This is a genomic window from Promicromonospora kroppenstedtii DSM 19349 (assembly GCF_000515355.1).
GTDB classification, from domain to species: domain Bacteria; phylum Actinomycetota; class Actinomycetes; order Actinomycetales; family Cellulomonadaceae; genus Promicromonospora; species Promicromonospora kroppenstedtii.
In genome coordinates this window covers 20,800-22,168 of the sequence record NZ_KI911741.1, presented here as the reverse complement: position 1 = coordinate 22,168, position 1,369 = coordinate 20,800, and the positions used below count along the sequence as shown (strand labels likewise).

The 1,369-nt window shown below is 76.3% G+C and carries 1 protein-coding gene; it reads right to left on the bottom strand.

Annotated features, from left to right (window positions below; genetic code table 11):
- The coding region (locus tag PROKR_RS23495; RefSeq protein WP_169736536.1) for an ATP-binding protein at positions 1-1,241 on the bottom strand (1,241 nt) is incomplete at its 3' end.
- Between the last annotated feature and the right edge of the window lie 128 nt (positions 1,242-1,369).

The following is a 1,369-nucleotide window of genomic DNA, read 5'->3' as shown; positions in this document are numbered from 1 at the left end:
GTGGACGACGCCGCGCCGGCGACCGCGGCCCGGTGCCCCTCGACGGCCGCCGCGAGCGCCTTGTCGAGCATCCCGGCGCGCCACCAGTGGTCGGCGATGCGGGACAGCTTTGCCACCGAGTGGGCGCGCCGGACGAGGGCCCGCTCCAGGGCTCGCGCGTAGGCGGCGTGCAGGCGGTGCCGCTCGCCGGGGAGCAGCTCGGCGTACACGGCCTCCTGGACCAGTGCGTGCCGGAAGGCGTACCCGACCTCGGTGACCACCAGCACCTGGGCGTCGACCGCCTCCCGGACGGACTCCTCGGCGTCGGTGGCCGCGTGCGGGGCGCGCCGGCCGGGACCTGTCGAGGGGTCGGCCAGGACGTCGTCGAGCACGTCGTACCAGACGCGCGGGCCGGCGGCGGCGACCACGCGGCACAGCGACCGGGCCTCCCGGCTCAGGTTCCAGTACCGCAGCAGGAGGATGTCGCGCAGGGAGTCGGGCAGGTCGGTGCCCAGGAAGCCGACCAGCTCCTCGACGTAGAAGGGCACGCCCTCGCTGCGGTCCGCCAGGTCGGCGAGCTGCTCGGCGTCGAGGCCGACGTCGAGCAGGTCCTGGGCCATCTCGTGGACCTCGGCCTCGCCCAGGCGCGTCAGCTCGAGGCGGGTCGTGAGCCGGGCGCGGTCGAGCTCGGCGAGGACGACGCGCAGGGGGTGCGCCCGGCCGACGTCGTCGCTGCGGTAGGTGAGCAGCAGGAGCACGCCCGGCGGCGCGGTGCGGGCGAGCCGGAGCGCGACGGCGCGCGTGACGTCGTCGGACCAGTGCAGGTCCTCGATGACCACGATCACGGGGCGTTCGCCCGCGAGCCCGGCGAGCAGGTCGGTGAGCACCTCGGGGACGCGGTCGGCGCCGGCGTCGGGCGTCGGTGCGACGAGCTGGGGAGCGAGGACGGACAGGGCGCCGGCCGAGGGTCCGGCCGAGGCGATGACGGTTTCGTGGCCTGTCGTCCGGACGACGCCGTTCAGGAGTCCGACCAGGGCCGCGTACGGGAGCGGACCGGAGCCCTCGTCGGCGCACTGCCCGGTGACGACGGTGACGTCGCCGGCGCGCGACACGAGCTCGTCCAGCAGGCGCGTCTTGCCGATCCCGGCCTCGCCCGCGACGACGACGCTGCGGCTGTCTCCCGAGCGGACGGCGGCGAGCGCGTCCTCGAGCGCGCCGAGCTCGAGGGCTCGGCCCACCAGGCGGGCACGGGGGACCGGCATGGGCTCATCGTCCCATGCCGGTCCGTGGTCGTTGTGTCCTTTTCCGTCGGCCTGCCCGCTGCCCGGCACGGTCGCCGTCCCTGCGCGGGTCAGGCGACGCGCGGCCGGACGGCGTCGGCCGCCCTGCC